This window comes from Sphingobium sp. IP1 (assembly GCF_002708645.1).
Lineage (GTDB): Bacteria > Pseudomonadota > Alphaproteobacteria > Sphingomonadales > Sphingomonadaceae > Sphingobium > Sphingobium yanoikuyae.
Genome location: NZ_NOIW01000013.1, coordinates 1 through 23,723, shown reverse-complemented (window position 1 = coordinate 23,723; position 23,723 = coordinate 1). Strand labels below are relative to the sequence as shown.

Genomic DNA, 23,723 nt, shown 5'->3' with positions numbered 1-23,723 from the left:
TGACGCACTCATCCTGCGCGGCGGATGCACAGATACCGCACAGCCAGTCCAGACACCGAGCCAGAAATGCCATGGCCCTCTCCTTCTTCTTTATGCGCGCAGAATAACAGGATTCGCGGGCATGGAAAAGCGGGAGAAGAGGGCAGATCGGCGCCTATTGGTCGGCGCCGATCACCCGGTAGAGCAGGATGCGATTCTGCGCCGCCGCCAGCTGTGTCGCGATCGCCGATTGCTGCGCGCTGTAGAGCGACCGCTGGCTGGTCAGCGAATTGAGGAAGGTGTCGATGCCCGCCCGATAGCGCTGGTCCGCCAGCGCATAATAACGCTGGTTCGCCGTCACCAGCGCCTGCTGTGCCGCCTGCTGCCGGTCGATCGTGCCGGCCCGCGCCAGCCCGTCAGATACTTCCTGGAAGGCGGTCTGGATCGCCTTCTCATATTGCGCGACATAGAGGTCGCGCTGCGCCTTGCTATAGTCCAGATTGCCGCGCGCCGCCCCGCCAAAGATCGGCATGCTGGCCGATGGCGCCGCCGACCAGGCAAATCCGCCATCGCTGAACAGCGAGGACAGGGCAGAGCTGGCCACGCCGATCGCCGTGGTCAGGCTGATCTTGGGGAACATCGCCGCCCGCGCCGCGCCGATATCGGCATTGGCGGCTTTGAGCTGATGCTCCGCCTGCAACACATCGGGTCGCTGCAACAGCACGTCGGAGGAGAGGCCGGCAGGCACCTTCGCGGTCGATTGCAACAGGCTGTCGAGCGATTGCGGCAGCAACGCATCCTCGACCGGCGCACCGACCAGCAGTTCCAGCGCGTTGCGATCCTGCGCCACTTGGGTGACATTCGCCTCGATGTCGGAGCGCGCCTGCTCCACCGTGGTTTCGGCCTGATGCACGTCCAGCTTGCCGGCCAGACCCGATGTGTTGAGCGTCTGCGTCAGTTTCAGGCTGCGCTCCGCGCTCGCCAGCGTCTGGCGCGACAGCGCCAGCAATTCCTGGTCCGCCGCCATCGTCACATAGGCGTTCGCGGTCTCCGCGATCAGGGTGATGCGGGTCGACCGCATGCCTTCCTGCGTCGCCAGATAGGATTCCAGCGCCGACCGGGTCAGATTCTTGACCCGGCCGAACAGATCGATCTCGAACGCGCTGAAACCGACATCGGCGCTATAGCTGTTCTGCCGATTGTCATTCTGGCGACTGAAGCTCGCCGCCGCGTCACCCGTGATCGTCGGCAGCTGCGCCGCCCGCTCGACCTTATATTGCGCCCGCGCCGACTGGACATTAGCCAGCGCCACGCGCAGGTCGCGATTATTGGCCAGCGCCCGCTCGATCACGGTCTTGAGCCGCGTATCACCGATCAGCGCGGTCCAGGGCAGGCCCGCAGGCTCGGCGCTGGCCGGGGCATAGGCCTCACCCGTGGGGAAGGCCGGCGCCACCGGCGTTTGCGGCCGGACATATTTGGGCGCCATGTCGCACCCGGCCAGCACCAGCGCCGACAGCGGCATCATCATCCATGCAGCGCGGGTCATGCGGGCACTCCGTCCACGGGCGGTTCCTGGGCCGGCGGCTCGCCTCCCGGCTTCTTCTTGTCCATGCCGAACAGGCGGGCGATCGAGACGAAGAAGAGCGGGACGTAAAAGATCGCCAGCACCGTCGCCGTCACCATGCCGCCGACCACCGCCGTGCCGATCGCCACGCGGCTTTGTGCGCCGGCCCCGGTAGCGATGGCGAGCGGAATGACGCCCGCGATGAAGGCCAGGCTGGTCATCAGGATCGGACGGAAGCGCAGCCGCGCCGCCTCCAGCGCCGCTTCCAATGCATTGCGGCCATTGCGATGCGCCAGTTCGGCAAACTCGACGATCAGGATCGCATTCTTCGCCGCCAGGCCCATGGTGGTCAGCAGGCCGACCTGGAAGAAGATATTATTCTCCAGCCCGCGCAGCGTTACCGCCAGCACCGCACCGATCAGGCCGAGCGGAATGACCAGCAGCACCGACAGCGGGATCGACCAGCTTTCATAAAGGGCAGCGAGGCAGAGGAAGACCACCAGCACCGACAGGCCATACAGCAGGGGCGCCTGTCCGCCGGACAATTGCTCCTGATAGCTGAGGCCGCTCCAGGCATAGCTGGTGCCGGCCGGCAGCTGCTTCTGCAGCGCCACCATCCGGTCCATCGCATCGCCCGAGCTGGCGCCCGGCGCCGACTGGCCCTGGATCTCGAAGGAGGACAGGCCGTTGAAGCGCTGCACGCTGCTCGGCCCCATCACCCAGTGGCTGGTGGCAAAGGCGGAGAAGGGCACCATCTCGCCGGTCGTGCTCGACCGCACCATCCAGTTGTCGAGATCGCTCGGCAAGGCGCGATAGGGGGCGTCGGCCTGCATATAGACGCGCTTCACCCGGCCGCGATCGACGAAGTCGTTGACATAGGTGCTGCCCCAGGCGGAGCTGAGCACATCGTCGACATTGGCCTGGGTCAGGCCCAGCACGGTCAGCTTCTCGGTATCGATGTCGATCTTGAGCTGCGGCGTGTCCTCCAGCGAGGCTGCACGCACGCCGGCCAGCACCGGATCCTGCTGCGCGGACGCGATCAGTTGGTTGCGCAGCTCCAGGAAGCGCTCGCGGCTGAGGCCGCCGCTGTTCAGCAGTTCGAAGGTGAAGCCGTTGGACTGGCCCAGGCCGCGGATTGCCGGCGGGGTCATCGCCAGCACCTTGGCATCGCGGATCGCGCCCAGCTGCTTGGTCGCCCGATTGGCGATCGTGCCGGCCTCGTTCGTCTTGCCCTTGCGGTCGTCCCATGGTGCCAGGTTGATGAAGCCCTGGCCGACATTCTCGCCCTGCCCCTGGAAACTGAAGCCGGTCATGATGAAGGCGAAGGCGACATTGTCCTTCTCGTCATTGAGGAAATAGCTCTGCACCTGGTCGATCGCCGCATTGGTGCGGCTCGACTTGGCGCCGGACGGCAGCGTGACCTGCACCATCACCTGGCCCTGATCCTCGACCGGCAGGAAGCTGGTGGGCAGGCGCATGAACAGCACGACCAATATACCCAGCACCACCACATAGAGGCCCCAGAAGATACCCCGCTTGCCGATCACGCCCTGGGTGCGGCGGACATAGCCATTGGTCAGCCGCTCGAACCAGCGGTTGAACTTGCCGAACCAGCCCTTCTCGCGATGCGCCTTGTCGATCGGCTTCAGGATGGTGGCGCACAGGGCCGGCGACAGGATCAATGCGACCACGACCGACAACAGCATCGACGACACGATCGTGATCGAGAATTGGCGATAGATGACGCCGGTCGATCCGCCGAAGAAGGCCATGGGCAGCAGCACCGCCGACAGCACCAGTGCGATGCCGACCAGCGCGCTGCCAATCTCCATCATAGACTTGATCGTGGCGTCGCGGGGCGACAGCCCCTCTTCCTCCATGATGCGCTCGACATTCTCCACCACGACGATCGCGTCGTCGACCAGCAGGCCGATCGACAGCACCATGCCGAACAGGGTCAGCGTGTTGATCGAATAGCCGAACAGGGCAAGGATGCCGAACGTGCCGAGCAGCACGACCGGCACCGCGATCGCGGGCACCAGCGTCGCGCGCCAGCTCTGCAGGAAGACGAACATCACGATCACGACCAGCACGACCGCCTCGATCAGCGTCTGCACGACTTCCTCGACCGACAGCTTGATGAAGGGCGTGGTGTCGCGCGGATAGACGATCTTGTAGCCGTGCGGCAGGTTGCCGCCCAGTTCGGCGACGCGCGCCTTCACCAGCTCGGCGGTCTTGAGCGCGTCGGCGCCCGGCGCCAGCTGCAACGCCATCCCCGATGCCGGATGGCCGTTGAGGCGCGCGCTGGTGGTATAGCTTTCATTGCCCAGCTCGACGCGGGCGACGTCGGACAGGTGGACGACCGACCCGTCGCTCTGCGTCTTCACCACGATATTGCGGAACTGGTCCGGCGTTTCCAGGCGCGCACGCGCCGTGACGGTGGCGTTGATCTGCTGGTTGGCCGGTGCCGGATCGGCACCGATCTGGCCGGCCGACACTTCGATATTCTGCGCCTTGATCGCCGTTTCGACGTCCGACGGCATCAGCTTGACCGCGGCCAGCTTATAGGGGTCCAGCCAGATGCGCATCGCATATTGCGACCCGAAGATCTGGGTCGCGCCGATGCCGTCGATACGGGCGATCGAATCCTGGAAATTATTGACCAGATAGTCGGCAATGTCCGCCTGGGTGGCATTGTCGGTCTCGTCATAGAGACCCACCAGCATCAGGAAGTCGGTCTGCTGCTTGGTGACCGACAGGCCCTGCTGCTGCACGGCGCTGGGCAGGCGGCTCAGCGCCTGCTGCACCCGGTTCTGCACCTGCACCTGCGCGGTGTCGGGGTCCGTGCCCTTCTGGAAGGTGACGGTGATGCGCGACTGCCCCGTCGACGTCGACGAGGAGGAGAAATACATGAGCCCGTCGATGCCGGTCAGCTGCTGCTCGATGACCTGGGTGACGCTGGTCTCGACCGTTTCGGCCGACGCGCCCGGATAGGTGGCGCTGATGCCCACGCCCGGCGGCGCGATGTCAGGATATTGGGCGACTGGCAGCGACAGCATGCCGCCCAGGCCCGCCAGCATGATGCCGATGGCGATGACCCAGGCAAAGATCGGCCGGTCGATGAAAAAGCGGCTCAGCACCGGGCCTCTCCTACTTCTTCGCCGCGACGGCGACGGGCTTTACCTTGTCGTCGGGCTGGACCTTGTCGGTGCCCTCGACGATCAGCCGGTCGCCGGCCTTCAGGCCTGCGGTGATCAGCCATTTGTCGCCGATCGCCTGCGCGGCGGTGACGGTGCGGCGCTCGACCTTGTTGTCCTTGGTCACGACCAGCGCGGTCGCATTGCCCTTGGCGTCGCGGGCGATGCCCTGCTGCGGCGCCAGGATCGCGCCGGGCACGACCGACTGGGGCGCCACGACGCGCACGAACATGCCGGGCAGCAACATGCCGTCAGGATTGGGGAAGCGTGCGCGCAGCGTCACCGTGCCGCTGTCGACATCGACGATCGGCTCGGCAAATTCGATCCGCCCTTCCAGCGGATATTCGGTGCCGTCGTCCAGCTTCAGCCGGATCGTCGCGCTGGCCGGCAGCGTCTTGCCCGCCGCCAGCGATCGCCGCAGCTGCAGCAGCTGGCTGCTCGACTGGGTGACGTCGACATAGATGGGGTCAAGCTGCTGGATCGTCGTCAGCGGATCGGTCTGGCTGGCGGTCACCAGCGCGCCGGGGGTGAAGAGGGTCCGGCCGATCCGGCCGCTGATCGGCGCGCGCACCTGGGTGAAGGTCAGGTTCACATTGGCGGTGTCGAGCGAGGCGCGCGCCTGGCCCACGGCGGCCGCTGCCTGGCGCGCCGTCGCGATCACATCGTCGCGGTCCTGCGCGCTCACCGCCTCGGTATCGCCAAGGCCGCGATAGCGCTGCGCCTTGGCCTGCGCTGCCACCGCCGTCGCCTGCGCGCTCACCAGCGCCGCCTGCGCCTCGTCGCGCGACGCGCGATAGAGCCGTTCGTCAATCTGGTAGAGCGGCTGGCCGGCCGTCACCATCGATCCTTCGGTGAACAGCCTTTTCTGGATCACGCCGGTGATCTGCGGCCGGACTTCCGACTGCATGGTCGACACGGTGCGCGCCGGCAATTCGGACGAGACGGTCACATTCTGTGCCGCCAGCGTCACCACGCCCACTTCCACAGGCCCTTTCTTTGGCGCCTTTTCCTGTCCGCAAGCGGTGATCAGGATGCATAATGCGATCGGTGCGACCCGGAGGCTCCGGAGCTCTGCGAAAATGGGCATGGCTTCACATCGTTACCGCCGGCAGGCAGCGCCGACGATCGCCTGATCGCGATTTGGGCGGTATCCTGCTAGACCAAGTTGATATCCTGACGCATCATCATGTCGCGTGACATCCGAACGCGTATCGCTTTGTATCGCCCTGTATCATCCCCGGTAGAGGCACAGACTTTTGCAATATCCGCCGCTAGAAGCGCAACATGGCTGACCTGTCCGATCCCCGCCGCAACAGCGTCATCGTCGTCGACGATGATGCCGATATTCGCGGTCTGATCGTCGATCAGCTGCGGCAGGAAAATTACGACCTGCTTTCTGCATCGAACCTGGCCGAACTGCGCCAGGCCCTGCGCGACCAGCCGGTCGACCTGATCGTCCTCGATCTCAACCTGCCCGATGGCGACGGCCTGTCGCTGTGCCGCGAGCTGCGCGCCGAAGGATCGGGCATTCAGATCATCATGGTGACGGCGCGTGGCAGCGCGATCGACCGGGTGCTGGGGCTGGAACTGGGCGCCGACGATTATCTGACCAAGCCGTTCGAGCCGCGCGAGCTGCTGGTGCGCATCCGCAACCTGCTGCGCCGCCCCCGCGTCGAGGTCCCGGCACCAGCCGACCAGTCCCGCTATGCCGTCTTCGGTCCCTGGCGGCTCGATCTGCTGCAACGCCGGCTGATCGCCCCGGACGACCGGCTGGTGATGCTGTCCTCGGCCGAATTCCGCCTGCTCTCCCGCTTCATCGAGGAACCCAATGTCGTGCTGGCGCGTGAGACGTTGCTGCCCGAACGGCGCGCCACCGCCGCCTTCGACCGCACCATCGACCTGCAGGTCAGCCGCCTGCGACAGAAGCTGGCCGGCGCCACCGGCGGCGCCGACCTGATCCTGACCGTCCGTGGCGAAGGCTATGTCCTCGCCAGCCCGGTGCGCTACGAATGATCGGCCAGCCGGTGCAGCGCGTGCGGGATTTCTTCCGCTCGATGGCGGGGCATATCTTCGTGCTGCTGACCGTCGGCATCTCGCTCTCGGCCATCCTGGCGCTCGCCGTGTCGGAACAGGGCCGCCGCCATGATTTCGAGCGCGTCCGCCGCCAGCGCGTGCTGGCCAGCGCCTTCGACGTCGCCGACCGGCTGCGCCGCGATCCGGTGCGCGTCCAGCAGATGCTGGAAAATCATGGCATTGTCGGCGCTTCCATCGCCCCTGACGGCATCTCGATCAACGAGCCCGATCCCGATCTCGAAGCCGCGCTCGCCCGGCGTTTCGGCCCCCGCGCCCAGCCGGAGGCGGGGCAGGTGCCCTTCGGCCTCTGTTTTCCGGACAAGGATGCCGGGCGCAGCCGGGCTGCCGGCCTGATCGATGCGCCCCGGCCCGATTGCTGGATCGTGCGCATGACCGACGCGACCGGCCAGCGCCGCGGCATGGCGCTCACCTTCCCGCGCCTCGCCCGGCCGCCCAGTTCGCTGTTCAGCCCGGCCTATCTGGTCGTTATCCTGCTGTCGGCCGCCGGCCTCTCGATCCTGATCGGCCGGATCGCCGCCAAGCCGCTGCGCCGCCTGTCGCAGGCCGCCGAAGCCTTTTCCGTGTCGCGCGACCCGGAGGAAATTCCCGAGCGCGGGCCGGAGGAGGTGCGCGCCGCCCTCTCCACCTTCAACCTGATGCAGCGCCGCGTCCGCGCCGGCTTCACCGAACGGACCCAGCTGCTGGCGGCGATCAGCCATGATCTCCAGACCCCGCTCACCCGGCTGCGGCTGCGGCTGGAACTGGTCGAGAATGAGGAACTGCGCGCCCGCCTGCTGCAGGATCATGAGGCGATGCAGCGGCTGGTGCGCGAAGGGCTGGACCTTGCCGCCAGCACCGAGACGCATGAGGATTGGTCGGTGATCGACCTCGACTCCCTGCTCGCCAGCATGGCCGAGGATGCGCAGGAACTGGGAGCGCCCGTCCAGTTCGCCGCCGGCTGCGGCGCATCGGTCCGGGTCAAACCCAATGCGCTGACCCGCTGTATGAGCAATCTGGTCGACAATGCCGTCAAATATGGCGGATGCGCAAAGATCAGCTGCCTGCGCACGCCCGGCCATGTCACGATCGAGATACGCGACCATGGCCCCGGCATCCCGCCGCAGGATCTGGACCAGATGTTCGAACCCTTCACCCGCGGCGCCAGCAGCCAGCCGGGCGGCCGCCACGGCACCGGCATCGGCCTCACCATCGCGCGGTCGCTGGGCCTCAGCTTTGGTGCGATCGTCGCGCTGCGCAATGCGCCCGATGGCGGGCTGATCGCCAGTATCGAGATGAAGGCGGCCTAAACCGCGCCGACGACCATCAGCGCCAATGCCAGCAGCAGCCCGCCGCGCGCCAGCCGGGGGCCATAGGTCAGCGCCAGCAGCACCGCCCCCGCCATCAGCGGCAGCAGCCCGCACCAGGTGACGATGCCGATCCCGTCCGCACCGGCCAGGATCGCGCCGAGCAGCGACAGGGCAATCGCGCTCCAGCCGAGCAGCGGCAGATGCCGGGCCAGCCCATGGCGCTGCCAGGGGCCGAGCAGCGCCGGTCCATGCCGCGTCATCGCCGCCGCCAATGCGAAGAAACCGATATAGAGCAGCCCCGCGACGATCATGCCGGCTGCTCCCGCATTCGCCGACGCGCCGGAGTCGGCGCATTGCGCCGCCGCACCTGCCGACGCACGATCAGCGCCAGCGCGGCCGCCATGGCCAGGAACAGAAGATTGCCGGCCAGCAGGATCGGCTCGGTCGACCAGACCGGCCCAAGCATCGCCGCCAACGCGCAGGCAAAGGCCAGCAGCCCCATCATCAGCGGCCAGCCGATGGCCGGACGCAGCGTCAGCCCGGCCAGCACGGCCGCCGCCGCCGTCCACAAGGCCACGGACACTTCCGCTTCGGGTCGCCCCGCCATGCCGATCGGCAACAGGCGATTGGCGATGAAATAGGCCACCGCGCCCAGCGGCACGCCGATGATCACGCCGACATTCAGCCGTTCGAGGATGCGATTGCCGATCGAGAGCGGCTGGCGCTCGCGTCGCTTGGCGATCCACAGCACCATGCCGGTCGAGATCGCCAGTGTCAGCATCGCCCCGCCCAGCACATAGAGCCAGCGCGTCGCCATCGGCGCGAAGCGCGCCATGTGCAGCCCATAGATGACCTGATAGGTCCGCATCGCCGGCCGCCGCTCGACCCAGCTTTTGAGCAGCCGGCCCGTGGTCCCGTCAAAACTCGCCTGCCCCCGCATATAGCCGATCGTGTCGGCATCGGACTGGTAGACGGTGACGACCGATGCCGCGTCGCCGGGATTGAAGACATAGACGCGGCCGACATGGCCGCCGCCAAATGCGCGCTCGGCCGCCGTCAGCATCGGTGCGATCGGCGCCAGCGACGCGGGCTTTCCGGCCGTCGGACGGGTCACCGAACCCGGTGCCAGCGCCTCATACATCTCCATTACCTTGCCACCATAGCCGGCACTGATCGGCCAGGGCATGTTGAGCGACGCCAGCGTCAGCAGCCCGGTGAAGGTGATCATCAGGTGGAAGGGCATGGCCAGCACGCCCGTCGCATTATGCCCGTCGAGCCAGGACCGCTGGCCCTTGGCCGGGCGGAAGGTGAAGAAGTCCTTGAAGATGCGCTTGTGCGCGATGATGCCGGTGACCAGCGCCACCAGCATGACCATCGCCGCCAGCGAGGCGAGCAGCCGGCCCCAGGGATAGGGAATTTCCAGCTCGAAATGGAGGCGGTAGAAGAATTCGCCGCCCAGCGTCTCGCGCGCGACCGGCGCGCCGGTCACCGGATCGAGCGCGCGATACAGATAGTCGCTGCCCTGGTCATAGGATGCCTCGACCGTATTGGCCCGGCCGTCAGGCGCGGTCAGATACCAGCCTGTGGAACCGGGCGCATGTTTCGACAGCCAGCCTGTCGCCGCGACGATCGCGCTCTTGCTGTCCGCTTGCGCCGTCACCTCGGGTCGCATCCAGCGGCCGATCTCCGGCTTGAAGACGCTGAGCGTCCCGGCCAGGCACATGACGAACAGCACATAGCCCAGCAGCAGCCCGGTCCAGCCGTGCAGCCAGGCCATCGCCTGCCGCACGCCATCCCGCACCATCGCCGATGCCCCGCTCATGCAAAGCCTCCGCTGGTCCAGACCAGTCCCGCCAGCCCGGCGGACAGCAACACAACGCCGCCCAGAGCGACCCAGGGTCCGCGCGCCAGAAAGGCCCACACGCTGACTGCGGGGGCGAACAGATAGGAGAACATGGTCGCCACCGTCACCGCCTCCAGCCGGCCCATCGGCAGGGTGCGGGCCAGCAGCATCGCCGCCAGCGCCGCAACCGCATAGGCGCCCACCGTGCCCGCAAGCGTGCGCAGCGCGACATTGCCGCGATAACGCCAGCCGCTACGGGCACGCACAGCGGCCGCCTTCGTCAATAGTCGACGCTCAGCGTGAACACCGCCGTGCGCGGCGCCGCGTAGAAGGCCTGGCCCCACATCAGGCTGCCCAGATATTTGGTGTTGGTGACATTCTTCACGTTCACGCTCGCCCGCAGATGATCGACCACCCGGATACCCGCCATCAGGTCGAGCACGGCATAGCTCTTCTGCTTAACGACCACATCGCCCATGTAAACATCGCCGTCATAGACATCGGTCAGCGTCGTCTTGATCGCGTTCTGCCAGCGCATCTGCGCGCCCAGCTTCAGGTCGTTGAGCTGCGGCACCTGATAGGTGGTGGCCAGTTTCAACGACTTGGTCGGCAGCCAGGTGCGGGTGTCGTTGCCCTCGTCATCCTCGATATCATATTGGGTATAGCCGCCGCTCAGCGTCCACTGGTCGGTGATCTTGCCTGCCACTTCCAGTTCGAAACCGGTCGAGGTGGTATCGACGCCGGCATAATAGCTGCCGCCGGCCTTGCCCGGACCATTTTCGTCGAAGGTGCCGGCATAGTCGGCCAGCCCCTTCTGCTTGGCGCGGAACACGGTGGCGGTGGCATAGAGGCGATCGCCGAACCAGCTGCTCTTGATGCCGCCCTCGATGCTGGTGCCCTTGGCCGGGTCCAACTTGCGATTATTCGCGTCGACTTCCGCCTGCGGGTTATAGATGTCGGTATAGCTGGCATAAAGGGTGACGTTGGGCGTCACGTCATAGAGCAGGCCGAGATAGGGGCTGATCTTGTGGTCGTCGCGCGCCTGGTCGGTGCCATAGGAATAGCCGGACGACTTGATCCACATCGCGCTGGCGCCGACCACGCCCTTCAGCTGGTCGGTGAAGTTGAGATGCGCCGCACCATAGAGGCGGGTCAGTTCGTCGCTATATTTGGCGGCCAGATATTCGCCCGGATAATCCGGCTCGGTCACCTGCGCGCTGCCCCAGTCATAGACCGACGGATAGACCAGCGCCGTGTCCTCGGCGAAATTCTCCCACTCCTTGGCATTCGACTTGGCATAGGACAGGCCCAGCACCAGCTTGTGCTCGCGGCCGAACAGGCTGAACGGGCCGGTGGCGCTGAAATCGCCCAGATATTGCTTATAGTCGGACGGGTAGATGCCCGACATGCCATAGACGCCCTCGCCCGTCTCCTTGTCGGGATAGCCATAGGCATAAAGCAGCTTCGCATTCTCCTGGAAGCGCTTGTAGGTGAACATGCCGCTCAGCGTCCATTGGCCCATGGTATAGACCAGTTCGCCAAAGCTATTCTGGTCCTTGGTGTTCCAATAGGTCCAGTCGGCCGACGTGGTTGCCGAACGCGCATGGTCGATCCGCGTGCCGTCGGTGAAGACCAGCGGCATCGCGCCCCACAGCACGCCGTCGGCGTCATTTTCCTGGCGCGTATAACCGACCGTCGCCTTGAGATCGGGCGTCACCTGCCAGGCGACAATCGCGCCAAAAACGTCGCGATTGATATGGTTATAGTCCAGATGGGTGTCGCGATCCTCATGGGCATAGATGAAGCGCGCCGACACCGTATCGGTCACCGGGACATTGATGTCGCCTTCCACGCGCCACAGGTCGCGCGAACCGACCTGGGCCGTGCCCTTGGCCTGGAACTCGTCGAGCGGCCGCTTGCGGACATAGTTGATCGTCGCCGACGGGTTGCCGATGCCGGTCATGATCGCATTGGCGCCGCGCACCGCCTCGACATTCTCGAACAGGGCGGTGTCGAGGTCGCCGAACTGGATGCCCCAGGCCAGCGGCAGGCCGACGCCATCGACCTGGAAATTGGACACGTCGAAACCGCGCGAGTTGAAATAGGTGCGGTCCGTCTCGACGCGCTCGACATTGATGCCGATCGTCTGGTCGAGCAGGTCGTTGACGTTGGTGATCGCGAAATCCTCGATCCGTTCGCGATTGATGATCGTCACCGACTGCGGCGTCTCGCGCACCGACAGCGACAGCGCGGTGGCGGAACTGGACGGCTGGTTGGCCGCGGTCACGACGATCCGCGACGCGTCCTCTGCGGCATTGTCCGCTTCTGCCGCGTGAGCGGCATGCGGCATCACGACAAGGGCAAAGCTGCTGCTCAACAGGAGGTGGCGCAAGGACAGACGCATTTTGATTTCCCCGATGGCTCTCTATCTGCGCCGCGCGTTAGGCATGTCCAGAATGCGAGTCAAACGCATTAGCATTGCATGCGCGCTACAATCACGCCACGAAGATGAAATTTTGTTCATGTCTGGAACGAAGCTGGTCGGTTTCTCCTTTGTAAACCGGCACCTGCCCGTGCCTCCTGCCCAGGGAGTATCCGATCATGACAAACGCACCGCCCCGCCGATCGATCGCCGCCCTGATATTGGGCATCGTCTTCGGCCTTATCGGGCTGGTGCTGACCGGCGGCGGCGCCTGGCTGCTGATCTCGGGCGGCTCGCCTTATTATCTGGTCACCGGCATCGCCCTGATCGTCGCGGGCGTGCTGCTGGCACGCGGGCGCAAGGCGGGCGGCTGGCTCTACATTGTCATCTTCGCTGTCACTTTGCTCTGGGCCTATTGGGAAGTGGGCCTTGATCCCTGGGCACTGGTGCCGCGCGTCGTCGCCCCGCTGGTCCTCCTGATCGCGCTGCAACTCGTCTGGCCGACGCTCGACCGCAGCGCCGGTCGCTGGCGCCGTGCATGGGTCGGGGTGGCTGTCACTTTCGCTGTCGCGATCGGCTTTTTCTGGAGCATCGCCGGCAACTTCATCCCGCCGGTGCTGCAGGGTCTGCCCGACGCCCGCTATGCCATGGCCGATCCCTCGATCGGCACCACCGGCGCCGACTGGCCGGCCTATGGCGGCACCAACAGCGCCCGGCGCTACTCGCCGCTCGCCCAGATCACGCCGGCCAATGTGGGTAACCTCAAGCGCGCCTGGCTGATCCACACCGGCGACCTGCCGGCCTCGGCCCAGATCCGCAACACCTATGGCGCGGAAAACACGCCGCTCAAGATCGGCGACACCCTCTATGTCTGCACGCCCAAGAGCATGGTGATCGCGCTCGATCCCGCCACCGGCAAGCAGAAATGGCGCTTCGATCCCAAGGTGTCGGACGAGGCCATTCCCTATACCGCGGCCTGTCGCGGGGTCAGCTATTATGCCGTGCCCGGCGCCGCGGCCGACACGCCCTGCGCCCAGCGCATCATCCTCGGCACGCTCGACGCGCGGATCATGGCATTGGATGCCCGCACCGGCCAGCAATGTCGCGACTTCGGCAGCAATGGCCAGGTTCGCATCACCGACGGTATGGGAAGCGTGCCTCCGGGCTATGTCTCCATCACCTCGCCGCCGACCATCGTGCGCGGCGTGATAGTCACCGGCCATCAGGTGCTGGACGGGCAGGATCGCTGGGCGCCGTCCGGCGTGATCCAGGCCTATGACGCGGTCACCGGCAAGATGCGCTGGGCCTGGGACATGATGCACCCGGAACGCAGCGGCCCGCCACCCGCCGGCCAGACCTATGCCCGCGGCACGCCGAACATGTGGACGATCGCCTCGGGCGACGAGCAGCTTGGCCTCGTCTATCTGCCGATGGGCAACAGCGCCGCCGATTATTACAGCAGCCTGCGCCGGCCGGAGGAAAATCGCTACGCCACCTCGCTGGTCGCGATCGACGTGATGACCGGCAAGCCGCGATGGAATTTCCAGGCGGTGCGCAAGGATGTGTGGGACTATGATTTCGGCGCCCAGGCGACCCTGATCGATTTCCCGACGGCGCGCGGTCCGGTGCCGGCGATGCTGCTGCCCAGCAAGCAGGGTGACATCTATGTGCTCGATCGCCGTACCGGCCGGCCGCTGACCCCGATCGGTGATATCAAGGCACCACAGATCGGCGTGGAGCCGGAGCAGCGCGCCGCGACCCAGCGCATCTCGCTCTACCATACGCTGCGCAAGCCCGACCTCACCGAAAAGGACATGTGGGGCATGTCGCCGATCGACCAGATGATCTGCCGCATCCAGTTCCGCCGGGCGAGCTACAAGGGCTTCTTCACGCCGCCCGAAGCCGACAGACGCTCGATCGAATATCCCGGCTACAATGGCGGCACGGACTGGGGTGGCATCGCCGTCGATCCGGCGCGCGGGGTGATCGTCGCCAATTATAACGACATGCCCAACTATGTCCGGCTGGTGCCCCGCAAGGAAGCCAACAAGAAGGGCTGGGCACCGCGCGACCAGGCGCGTGGCGAGATTGGCGGGGCGGAGGGGGCTGGCGATCCGCAGGCGCACACTCCCTATGCGATCGACGTCAATGCCGGCTGGCGCCTGCCCTTCACCGGCCTGCTCTGCAAGCAGCCCCCCTATGGCGGCATCCGCGCGATCGATATCGCCACCGGCAAGACCATCTGGGATCGTCCCTTCGGCACCGCGCGCACCAACGGGCCGTTCGGCATCCCCTCCATGCTGCCGCTGACGATCGGCACGCCCAATAATGGCGGGTCGGTGGTGACGGCGGGCGGACTGATCTTCGTCGCCGCCGCGACTGACAATCTGATCCGCGCGATCGACCTCAAGACCGGCAAGACGCTGTGGCAGGACGTGCTGCCCGCCGGTGGTCAGGCGACGCCGATGACCTACAGCCAGAATGGCAAGCAATATCTGGTCATCATGGCCGGTGGTCATCATTTCATGCAGACGCCAGTGGGTGATGCACTGATCGCCTATGCCCTGAACTGAGGTGCTTCCTGCCGCCCCTTGCCTTACCAGGCGAGGGCGGCGGTCAGCATCAGCGCCTGCGCCTGATCCTCCGGCCGCGCCGCGCCGGAGGCATCAACGCGCATCAGCCTGCTGCTCGCCAGTTGGTCGGGATCGGTCAGGTGCAGGCCAACCCGCATCGGTCGACGCCCGGTCAACGCATAATCGATGCCGGCCTCCAGCCGCAGGCCACCATCATCCTGCATCAGCGCCGGCGCGCTGCTCTGCGCGGCAGCGATCCGGCAGCGCCATGGGCCCTGCGCCCACAGTCCTTCCAGCATCAGTTGCTGCTCCTGCACATTGCCGCCCCGGTCCTGGCGCAACTGCGCCATATGGTATCGCGCCGACAGGCTGAGCGCGGACGTCAGCCGATGCTCCGCCCGCATCGCCAGCCCCCGCACATGCGCCGACCCGCGATTGACCGGCAGATAGCCGTCCTCGACGAAGGCCAGCCGGTCTTCGACCTCGCCGTCAAAGGCATCGACCGCCAATGTCAGGTCCGGTGCCACCATCCAGTCGCTGCCCAGCCGCATGCGGCTGTCGCGTTCCGGCTGCAGACCGGCCTGCAACGTGCGGAACGCCTCCCGTGTCAGCCCCAGCGCACCCGACAGGCCGACCCCGGCATAGGCCTCTATCGTTTCGCGATAGTCCGCGCGCAGGGTGACGCCGGGCGCGGCGTCATAGGCCAGCCGCCCCGTCGGCAAGAACAGGTCGCGGCTCTTGATTGCGTCGCTGCCATAGAGCGCCGTCACATTGGCCCCGCGATTGTTGAGCTTGGCGCCCTGCCAGCCCAGTTCGGCCTGCAAGCCGTCCGCCAGTGGCAGGCTGCCATGGGCGTCGACCAGCATCAGACTGCTGCGCGGCTGGGCATCACCAGACAGGTCGGTAGGCAGGGGTACCGTACCGATCCGACGAGCCGGCAGCGCCACCATACGGTTACGCTTGCGCTGGACGGCGATGCCGATCGCCGCCGGCTCGGCCAGCGATGGCGCCAGCTCGACCGCATAGATGCGCGCGGGATGGGTGACGCCGGCCAGCGGCGCGGGCAGCAGGGAAAACCGCAAGGGCCGTTTCAGCACAAAGCCGCCATGGTCGGAGTTAATCGTCTGCGCCAATGCCGGGACCGCGAACGCCAGGGCTGCCAGCGGCACCAACATCCAGCGGATCATCGTCATGACGCCACCTGCGCCAACTGGACAGCGGCCCCGGCGCGACGTTCCGGTTCATAGGCGATCATGTAACCGAAATGGTCGGACAGCGGCGCGCCCTCCACCTCCGTACCAAAGGGCACGGCCGCGTGGATGGCCCGCATCGGCCGACCACGATTGTCGCGCGCGAACAGCCAGTCCTTGCCCCGCGCGCTCGCCTGTTCGAGATCCCGGTGCGTGCCGGCATCGGATGGCAGGCTGTCCGCCAAAGCCCGCCGCGCGCCGCCCAGATGCGCCGCGACAAAGCCCATGCCCGCGCGCGCCCAATGGGCGAAGAAGCCCTGGATGCGGTTGCGATCACCGCCGATATTGAGGTCGCCGCCCAGGATCATCGACTGTCCGGCCGGCACATGGGCACGCACGAAATCGGCCAGCAACCCGGCCTGCCTGTCGAACGCATGTTGCGACCGGGCGATCGCCACGCCTGCCGCCTTGCGCGCGTTGAGATGGGTGTTGACGATGCTGATGGGCCGGTCGAAGCCCGGCACCGCCAGATGAGCGATCAGCACGCCCTTGTTCGCCAGGCAATCGAAGCCGGCGCAGGCGAAATCGGGAAAGGCCATGCGGTCGACGCCGGTGATCGGATAATCGGACAGGATCAGCAGCCCGCTGTTCAACTGCTTGGGCGCCGTCTCGCCCCGGTCCCAGCGCGCCGCCTGCACATAGGCGCGGTCATCCGGTCCCGCGGCAATCGCCGTGCGCAACCCGCTGTCCGGGCCGATAGCGACATGGGCATAGCCCGCACGGCGCGCCAGTTGTCCGGCCTGCGGCGAAAAGGCTTCCTGCAGCAGGACGATATGCGGCTGGCGCCCGGCCCGGCGCAGCGCCGCCAGCCGATCGGCGATGCGGCCCAGTGCCTCGTCCCGACCAAGGGCGATAGGCCAGGGCAGGCCCATCACATTATAGGTCATCACCGACAGCGGCCTATCCGGCTGCAGCGCGGTCACCGCCAGCCCGGCAGTATCGCTCCGCCGGCTTTCGCCCTGCGATCCCGTGGCGGCCAACACCGCCAGGCTCGCGACCAATATCGCACGCAAAGGCTTCGCCATCCCTCATTCCCCTGCCTCCTCCCTAGCGGGCACATGAGTCATGCCGATGTCGATCGCGCGGCAATGGGGTTAAATTTTGAAGGCGGCACCCGTCATCCGACCGACGCCGGACTGTCATCTTCGCCGTCAGCTTGCGGCCGGCCGGCTCCTGCTGATAGGGGGAACTCCAACCCGCCCAGACGGCAATGAAGAGGATCCCATGGCCTATTTCCGGCGGCTTGATGCCCGCCATTTCACCCCGACGGAACTGGTCGGCGGCGCCTGGAACGTGACGGAACAGCATGTTGCCCCCGCGATCGGCCTGCTGGCCCATGCGATCGAGGTGGACGCCAAGGCGCGCCGGCCCGATCCACTGCAACTGGGGCGCCTGTCCTATGATATCCTGGGCACCATCCCGCTCGATACGGTCGAGATCGACGTCACCGTCATCCGTCCCGGCCGCACCATCGAACTGGTCGAAGCGCGGCTCAGCCATGGCGGTCGGCCGGCAATCCTGCTGCGCGCCTGGCTGGCCCAGGCCTATGACACAAGCGCGATCGCCGGTGGCGGCTTTGCTGCTATTGCCGGCCCGGAAACCATGGCACCCTGGGACGGCACCGGCGAATGGCCCGGCGGCTTCATCGCCAGCATCGATGCTCGCCGCCAGTCTATCGCGCCGGGCCGCGCCATTGGCTGGATCCGCACGCCCCATGCGCTGATCGAGGATGAGGCGGTATCGACGCTCGCCCGCGCCATGGGGCTGGTCGATACCGCCAATGGCCTGGCACCCCTGGTGTCGACCGCCGATGCCGCCTTTCCCAATCTCGACCTCACCGCCCATATCTTCCGCGCGCCGGTCGGCGAATGGCTGGGCTGCGACGTCACCGTTTCCTTCGGCGCCGATGGCATCGGCCTTACCCACAGCATCCTTCACGACCGGGACGGCGCGATCGGGACCGTCTCGCAATGGCTGACGATCCGCCCGCGCTGATCAGCCGGCGAACAATCCCGCTTCGAATGCGGCGCGATCCAGTTGCTCCCGGAAATCGGGGTGGGCGATGGCGATCAGGGCTTTGGCCCGTTCGCCCACCGATTTGCCCTTGAGGTCGGCCAGGCCATATTCGGTGACGATCAGATGCGTATCCATGCGCGGCGTCGTCACCGGCCCGTCCAGACGCGGGGTGATGCGCGATATCGTGCCCTTGGCCGCGGTCGAATGGCAGGCGATGATCGATCGGCCGCCGCGCGAGGCATAGGCGCCGCGCACGAAATCCACCTGTCCGCCGGTGCCGCTGAACTGTCGCCCGTTGACGAATTCGGAATTGCAGGCGCCATGGAAATCGACCTGCAGCGTGGCGTTCACCGACACCATATTGTCGTTGCGCGCGATCAGGAACGGGTTGTTCACATAATCGACCGGATGCGCCTCGACCGCCGGATTGTCGTGCAGGAAATCATACAGCGCCTGGTCGCCAAGCGCGAAGGTATAGATCGCCTTGCCGGCATGGATCTGCTTGCGGCTATTGTCGACCACACCCGACTGCATCAGCCCGGCCAGGCCCGTGGTCATCATCTCGGTATGGATGCCCAGATGCCGATGGTTAGCGAGACCCGCGCACACCGCCTCCGGCAGCGCGCCAATCCCCATCTGCAGGCAGTCGCCATCGCGGATCAGCCCGGCGACGGTGGCGCCGATCGCGTCGTCGACCGCCGTGCGGGTGATGGCCGGCAGCGTCGGTAATGCGACGTCATGCTCGACCAGCGCCGTCACCGCCGACAGGGGGATCATGCAATCGCCCCGCACATAGGGCATATGCGCATTCACCTCCAGGATGATCCGGGTGCCGGGCTTGCGCGCCACCGCCAGCGCATAGTCGACATCGGTTCCCAGGCTGAAATTGCCGTCCGCATCCATCGGCGCGACCGTCGCGATCAGCGTGTCGACGCCGACATGCTCGACCATGGCGCGCGGCACCTGGCTGAAATGGCAGGGCAGGAAATCGACCATCGGCAGATGCGCGTCGCCATGCTGGCGATCCAGCATCCGTTCGACACCGCCATGGAACAGGCTCATCGGCGTGATCCGGTCGCGCAGCGCGAAGTCGAACAGGCTGGCCCCGGCGATCCCGGTGCAGAGCATATAATAGATACGCAGATCAGCGACAGAAGCGGACCGGACGCGTTCGGCAAGGGCGGCGAGCAAGGCGGGCGGCTGGCCCGTCCCCAACGCCATGCAGATCTTTGCGCCCGACGGGATCAGCGCCGCCGCCTCCTGCGCCGAACGCCGTATCCGCTGATATAATGCCTGGTCGCCCTTTGGGGTCATGGATCGCCTCTCTCCTGTGGTCGATCCCTAACTTATAGCGGCCGGCGCGCGTTTCACCACGCAGCAAAAGGACCAAGGGCGGGTCCGATTGCCCGGCCCGCCCTTGCCTTCTCCCCCCTCAGGAGACGCGTCAACCCATGGTCGGGATGACGAAGCTCTGATCCAGCACCGCGCCGCCGCTCGGCCAGCGCTGGGTGACGGTCTTGACCCGCGTGTAGAAACGCACGCCGTCCATGCCATATTGGTTCATGTCACCGAAGCCCGAGCGCTTCCAGCCGCCGAAGCTGTGATAGCTGACCGGCACCGGGATCGGCACGTTGATCCCGACCATGCCGACCTCGACATTGGCGCAGAAGCGGCGCGCGAAATCGCCATTGCGGGTGAAGAGCGCGACGCCGTTGCCATATTGATGCCTGGTCGGATAGCCGATCGCTTCCTCGAATGTTTCGGCACGAACCATCTGCAGGACGGGACCGAAAATCTCTTCCTGATAGCTTTTCATCTGCGGTGTCACGCGGTCGAGCAGGGTTGGGGCAAGGAAGAAGCCATCTTCATAGCCCTGTAGCGCGAAGCCGCGACCGTCGATCACCAGTTCGGAGCCTTCATCGACCGCCATCTGGATATAATTCTCGATCCGCGCCTTGTGCGCGGCGCTCACCACCGGGCCATAATGAGCGTCGGGATCGCTCGGCACGCCGACGCGCAGCCCGGCGATACCCGCCTCCAGCTTGGCACGCAGCGCCACGGCGGTCTGCTCGCCCACCGGCACCACTACCGGCAGCGCCATGCAGCGCTCACCCGCCGAACCATAGGCCGCGCCGAGAATGTCGGCGACCGCCTGATCCAGATCGGCGTCGGGCATGACGATGCCGTGATTCTTGGCGCCGCCCATGCACTGCATCCGCTTGCCGTTCGAAGCGCCCCGGCCATAGACATATTGGGCGATGTCGGACGAGCCGACGAAGCTGACCGCCTTGATCGCGGGATGATCGAGGATCGCGTCCACCACCTGCTTGTCGCCATGGACGACGTTCAGGACGCCGGCCGGCAAGCCCGCTTCCATCGCCAGTTCGGCAAGGCGCACCGGCACCGAGGGATTGCGCTCGCTGGGCTTCAGAATGAAGGCATTGCCGCAGGCGATTGCCGGGGCGAACATCCACATCGGGATCATCGCCGGGAAGTTGAACGGGGTGATGCCCGCCGCGATGCCGATCGGCTGACGCAGCGAATAGACGTCGATGCCCGGACCTGCCCCCTCAGTATATTCGCCCTTGAGCAGATGCGGGATGCCACAGGCAAATTCGACCACATCCAGGCCGCGCTGGATATCGCCCTTGGCATCGGAATGAACCTTGCCATGCTCGACCGACAGCAATTCGGCCAGCTCGTCCATATGCTGTTCGATCAGCGCCTTGAGGTTGAACATCACGCGGGCGCGGCGCTGCGGGTTCATCGCGGCCCAGGCGGGTTGCGCGGCCTGCGCATTGGCGACCGCTTCATCCAGTTCGCTGGGCGCCGACAGGCGGACCTGCGCCTGCACCTGGCCGGTGGCGGGGTTGAAGATGTCGCCCAGGCGCGTCGACGCCGATGCGCGATGCTGCCCCCCGATGAAATTGTCGACTATGCGCATGCTGCCCTCTCGAAACGGATCGGGTCGGCCATAAAGGAGGATCGGAAGGGTCGGAACCGGCTCGCCGATTTGATCGCGGGGACGTTGGATCGGCGCCGCGCTTGCCCGGTCGGCGCTTCTTTCGCATGGCTCGTCCATCGACAGCGGAGCGAGCATGGCCGGGACAGGAGCAGGACGGCGGATCACCGCCGCAGGATGGGACATACGCTGGGACGCCGATCAGGCAGCGCAGGCTTATGCCGATGGCTGGTGGCGATCGGACACCGCCGCCGATGCGCTGGCGCATGCAGCGCGCGATACGCCCGATCGCATCCTGCTGATCGACGGTGATCATTGCCTGACCGCCGCCGGCCTGCACGATCAGGCGCAGCGGCTGGCGCAGGCCTTGCTGGCGCGCGTCCCGGTCGGCAGCGTCATATCCTTCATGCTGCCCAACTGGCAGGAGGCGGCGGTCATCTACATGGGCGCGACCCTGGCCGGCATGGTCGCCAACCCGATCCTGCCGTCGCTGCGCGACCATGACCTGCGCTTTATCCTGGCAGATGTGGACAGCCGGATGATCTTCGTGCCGGAACGCTTTCGCGGCCATGATTATGGCGCGATGCTGGAACGGGTGGCGGCGGAGATGGAAAACCCGCCGGAGATCGTCATCGTTCGGGCGGAAGATGGCAAGGTTTGCGCCTATGACGCCCTGTTGGCTTCGGCCCCGGCCGGCCGGCCCCTGCCCGCGCTGGATGCCGACGAAGTGCGCATGGTGATGTACACCAGCGGCACCACCGGCCGGCCCAAGGGGGTGATGCACAGCCATAATTCGATCAATGCGCTGATCCGCCAGATCGGCCGCCACTGGCTGGTCGAGCCGGGCGACCGTTTCCTGGTGCCATCGCCGATCAGCCATATTGGCGGGTCGATCTATGCGTTCGAGACGCCGCTGCTGCTGGGCGCAACGGCGATCCTGATGGAACAGTGGAACCCGGACGATGCGGTGCGGATCATGGCCGAGGCCGATTGCACCCATATGGCCGGGGCCACCCCCTTCCTGCAGCATCTGCTGGCGGCGGCGCGCGCGGCGGAGACGCGACTGCCCGCGCTCAAATTGTTCATCTGTGGCGGGGCGTCGGTGCCGCCGGCGCTGATCCGCGAAGCCGCCGGCTATTTCGAGCAGGCGGTGGTCAGCCGCGTCTATGGATCGACCGAATTGCCGGTCACGACCGTCGGCGTGATCGACCGGGCCGATGTCGCCCATGCCGCCGAGACCGACGGCCGCCCCGGCATCGCCACCGTCCGCATCGCGGAGGATGGCGAGATTCGCGCGCGCGGGCCACAGATGATGGTCGGCTATATCCACAAGGCGGATGAGGCCGCGAGCTTCGATCCGGACGGCTATTATCGCAGCGGCGACCAGGGCGCCTGGATCGATGGCGACCATCTCGTGGTGACCGGCCGGATCAAGGATCTGATCATCCGCAATGGCGAGAATATCGCACCCAAGGAGATCGAGGATCTGCTGGTCGGCCATGACGCCATTGCCGAGATCGCGATCGTCGGCGTCCCCGACCCGCGCACCGGCGAACGGGCGGTGGCGGTGATCGTGCCGCGGCCCGGCGCCGCGCCCGACGTCGCCGCGCTGGCCGCGCATCTGGCCGGCCATGGCGTCGCCCGCTTCAAATATCCCGAGGCGGTGGCGCTGTGGGACGCCCTGCCCAAGAATGACGCCGGCAAGGTGCTGAAGCAGCAGATCCGCGCCCGGCTGGTGGAAGAGGCCGCACCGGCGGCGTCGTAGGACAATTGGTCCGCTGGCCGCGCGCGCGCCGATCGGGCATGGGCGCGCCATGTTGCGTCCCGCCTCCGCCGCCCTGTTGCTGACCCTGAGCCTGATCGGCTGTGCCGACGATCGCCGCGCCGAGCGGTTGAAGGCGGCCGGCCCCAATCCGACGCTGGAAAAGCTGATGACGGTGGCCGATGCCAAGGCCGGCGCCCGCCTGTTCGGCACCTGCGCCGCCTGCCACACCAGCAGCGCCGGCGGCCCCGATACGGGCGGACCCAATCTGCACGGCATTTACGGTCAGCCGATCGGCCAGCACAGCGCCCGGTTCGGCTATACCGCCGCGTTGCGCGCCAAGGGCGGCGATTGGGACGACAAGGCGCTCGACGCCTGGATCGCCAATCCGCAGCGCTTCGTGCCCGGCACCAAGATGCAGTTCAGCGGTATCCCCGACCCGCTCGCGCGCGCCGACCTGATCGCCTATCTGCGCAGCCTGTCGGACTAGCCGGCCCCGCCAAAGATACGAATTTTTTGGGGTAGCTGGCGCACCGGGGGCTTCGTACATCTGGCGCCATGACCAGCGGGATGACAGACGGCCTTTGGGCGCTGACCGAGAAGGAAAAGCAGACGCTGCGCCTGATGGTCCGGGGCCATGACGCGAAATCGATCGCGCGCAGCCTGGACCTGTCGGTCCATACCATCAACGAACGGCTGCGCGACGCGCGGCGCAAGATGGCGGTGTCGAGCAGCCGCGAGGCCGCCCGGCTGTTGCTGGAAGCCGAAGGCGCGC

At 66.4% G+C, this 23,723-nt stretch carries 18 protein-coding genes; 7 read left to right on the top strand and 11 right to left on the bottom strand.

All coding sequences use genetic code 11. From position 1 onward, the window contains the following. Positions 1-154: 154 nt before the first annotated feature. Genes CG471_RS06500 through CG471_RS06490 form a run of 3 tightly spaced genes read right to left on the bottom strand, consistent with a single transcriptional unit; the run spans position 155 to position 5,827 of the window. Positions 155-1,525: an efflux transporter outer membrane subunit gene (locus tag CG471_RS06500; protein ID WP_099231280.1), complete on the bottom strand. Its 1,371-nt coding sequence runs from the start codon at positions 1,523-1,525 to the stop codon at positions 155-157. After that, the gene (locus CG471_RS06495; protein WP_037508511.1) at positions 1,522-4,683 is read right to left on the bottom strand and encodes an efflux RND transporter permease subunit; all 3,162 of its coding nucleotides are present in this window, start codon (positions 4,681-4,683) and stop codon (positions 1,522-1,524) included. Before CG471_RS06495 ends, CG471_RS06500 begins: the two co-directional genes overlap by 4 nt. A 10-nt stretch (positions 4,684-4,693) precedes the next feature. Next, complete coding sequence (locus tag CG471_RS06490) at positions 4,694-5,827, bottom strand: efflux RND transporter periplasmic adaptor subunit (RefSeq protein ID WP_180275628.1); 1,134 nt, start codon at positions 5,825-5,827, stop codon at positions 4,694-4,696. A 197-nt stretch (positions 5,828-6,024) separates the two neighbouring features. Here CG471_RS06490 and CG471_RS06485 point away from each other — a divergent pair, with 197 nt between their 5' ends. Both CG471_RS06485 and CG471_RS06480 read left to right on the top strand, forming a co-directional pair. Then, positions 6,025-6,753 carry a response regulator gene (locus tag CG471_RS06485; RefSeq protein ID WP_099231278.1) on the top strand — a complete coding sequence of 243 codons (729 nt, stop codon included), beginning with the start codon at positions 6,025-6,027 and terminating at the stop codon, positions 6,751-6,753. After that, on the top strand, positions 6,750-8,120 hold the full coding sequence (locus CG471_RS06480) for an ATP-binding protein (RefSeq protein WP_010336210.1): 1,371 nt from the start codon (positions 6,750-6,752) through the stop codon (positions 8,118-8,120). Before CG471_RS06485 ends, CG471_RS06480 begins: the two co-directional genes overlap by 4 nt. On the opposite strand, the gene CG471_RS06475 is transcribed toward CG471_RS06480, so the two are convergent. The 4 genes from CG471_RS06475 to CG471_RS06460 are packed head-to-tail and all read right to left on the bottom strand — an operon-like array spanning position 8,117 to position 12,367. Further along, positions 8,117-8,431 (bottom strand): DUF3325 family protein, encoded by a 315-nt coding sequence (locus CG471_RS06475; RefSeq protein ID WP_017500810.1) that lies wholly within the window; start codon positions 8,429-8,431, stop codon positions 8,117-8,119. The genes CG471_RS06480 and CG471_RS06475 overlap by 4 nt on opposite strands. After that, positions 8,428-9,942 (bottom strand): PepSY domain-containing protein, encoded by a 1,515-nt coding sequence (locus CG471_RS06470; RefSeq protein ID WP_099231276.1) that lies wholly within the window; start codon positions 9,940-9,942, stop codon positions 8,428-8,430. Before CG471_RS06470 ends, CG471_RS06475 begins: the two co-directional genes overlap by 4 nt. Next, complete coding sequence (locus CG471_RS06465; RefSeq protein WP_257211445.1) at positions 9,939-10,229, bottom strand: ketohydroxyglutarate aldolase; 291 nt, start codon at positions 10,227-10,229, stop codon at positions 9,939-9,941. Before CG471_RS06465 ends, CG471_RS06470 begins: the two co-directional genes overlap by 4 nt. Positions 10,230-10,243: 14 nt before the next feature. After that, positions 10,244-12,367 (bottom strand): TonB-dependent siderophore receptor, encoded by a 2,124-nt coding sequence (locus tag CG471_RS06460; protein WP_099231272.1) that lies wholly within the window; start codon positions 12,365-12,367, stop codon positions 10,244-10,246. Between the two features lie 197 nt (positions 12,368-12,564). On the opposite strand from CG471_RS06460, the gene CG471_RS06455 reads away from it, so the two are divergent. Beyond that, positions 12,565-14,958: a membrane-bound PQQ-dependent dehydrogenase, glucose/quinate/shikimate family gene (locus CG471_RS06455; RefSeq protein WP_099231270.1), complete on the top strand. Its 2,394-nt coding sequence runs from the start codon at positions 12,565-12,567 to the stop codon at positions 14,956-14,958. A gap of 23 nt (positions 14,959-14,981) precedes the next feature. Here CG471_RS06455 and CG471_RS06450 read toward each other — a convergent pair whose 3' ends face one another. Together CG471_RS06450 and CG471_RS06445 are read right to left on the bottom strand one after the other, a co-directional pair. Further along, positions 14,982-16,151 carry a TonB-dependent receptor domain-containing protein gene (locus CG471_RS06450; RefSeq protein WP_099231268.1) on the bottom strand — a complete coding sequence of 390 codons (1,170 nt, stop codon included), beginning with the start codon at positions 16,149-16,151 and terminating at the stop codon, positions 14,982-14,984. Continuing rightward, a complete protein-coding gene (locus CG471_RS06445; protein ID WP_099231266.1) occupies positions 16,148-17,233 on the bottom strand; it encodes an endonuclease/exonuclease/phosphatase family protein in 1,086 nt (361 codons plus the stop codon). The genes CG471_RS06450 and CG471_RS06445 overlap by 4 nt, the downstream gene beginning before the upstream one ends. A gap of 199 nt (positions 17,234-17,432) precedes the next feature. Between CG471_RS06445 and CG471_RS06440 the strand changes: the two genes are divergently transcribed. Further along, on the top strand, positions 17,433-18,203 hold the full coding sequence (locus CG471_RS06440) for a thioesterase family protein (RefSeq protein ID WP_099231264.1): 771 nt from the start codon (positions 17,433-17,435) through the stop codon (positions 18,201-18,203). Here the strand turns inward: CG471_RS06440 and CG471_RS06435 are convergent, their stop codons facing one another. Next, positions 18,204-19,538, bottom strand: a complete 1,335-nt coding sequence (locus tag CG471_RS06435; protein ID WP_099231262.1) for an acetyl-CoA hydrolase/transferase family protein — start codon at positions 19,536-19,538, stop codon at positions 18,204-18,206. A 130-nt stretch (positions 19,539-19,668) separates the two neighbouring features. Beyond that, on the bottom strand, positions 19,669-21,168 hold the full coding sequence (locus CG471_RS06430; protein WP_099231333.1) for a CoA-acylating methylmalonate-semialdehyde dehydrogenase: 1,500 nt from the start codon (positions 21,166-21,168) through the stop codon (positions 19,669-19,671). Positions 21,169-21,322: 154 nt separating this feature from the next. On the opposite strand from CG471_RS06430, the gene CG471_RS06425 reads away from it, so the two are divergent. The 3 genes from CG471_RS06425 to CG471_RS06415 all read left to right on the top strand — a co-directional run. Further along, complete coding sequence (locus CG471_RS06425; protein ID WP_099231260.1) at positions 21,323-22,951, top strand: AMP-binding protein; 1,629 nt, start codon at positions 21,323-21,325, stop codon at positions 22,949-22,951. Positions 22,952-23,000: 49 nt separating this feature from the next. Then, positions 23,001-23,438: a cytochrome c family protein gene (locus CG471_RS06420; RefSeq protein WP_099231258.1), complete on the top strand. Its 438-nt coding sequence runs from the start codon at positions 23,001-23,003 to the stop codon at positions 23,436-23,438. 68 nt (positions 23,439-23,506) lie between these two features. After that, a partial coding sequence (locus CG471_RS06415) for a LuxR C-terminal-related transcriptional regulator (protein WP_143560154.1) occupies positions 23,507-23,723 on the top strand: 217 nt, incomplete at its 3' end.